The sequence below is a fragment of the Rhizobium sp. 01T444 genome (assembly GCF_056398305.1).
In genome coordinates this window covers 1-521 of the sequence record NZ_JBFTPD010000411.1, presented here as the reverse complement: position 1 = coordinate 521, position 521 = coordinate 1, and the positions used below count along the sequence as shown (strand labels likewise).

The following is a 521-nucleotide window of genomic DNA, read 5'->3' as shown; positions in this document are numbered from 1 at the left end:
CCTTGAGCGCGGCCGGCCCGGCGACCACCGCGCTCAGCATCATGCGGATGGAGAAGTCGATCATCTGCGCGAGCTCGATGTCACGGTCGGCCCGGGGCGCGCGGTCGCCCAGGATCAGGGTCGCCAGGCCGTGTTCCATCGCCCAGGCGCTGTGGGCGACGAGATCGACTTGCGAGCGTGGCCATCCGTGCGCGATCGCCAGTTCGACGAGGCTCTCGGAAAAGAGATTGAAGGACCTGGCGCCTTCCTCGAGCAACTCGCCATGACGATGCATGTCGAGGATGCGCGGGCCCACCATCAGGTTGAAGACGCCCTTGTTGGCCTGCGCATAGCGCACATAGCTCAGCATCATCTCGCGCGCCTTTTCCAGCGGACCAAGCTTCAGTTCGACGATGGCCTGGCGCTGCGCGGCGAGCTCGCGAAAGCCGTCGCTCGCAATCCCCGCGAGCAGGCCTTCCTTGCCCTCGAAATGCCGTGACGGCGCGGCCTCCGAGACGCCCACACGACGCGCGCATTCGCGC

1 protein-coding gene is annotated in these 521 nt (G+C 66.8%); it reads right to left on the bottom strand.

The annotated features are described in order from the left end of the window. Window positions 1-521, bottom strand: a 521-nt coding sequence (locus AC1DTN_RS39210) for a TetR/AcrR family transcriptional regulator (protein ID WP_477925652.1), incomplete at both ends; no start/stop codon positions are given.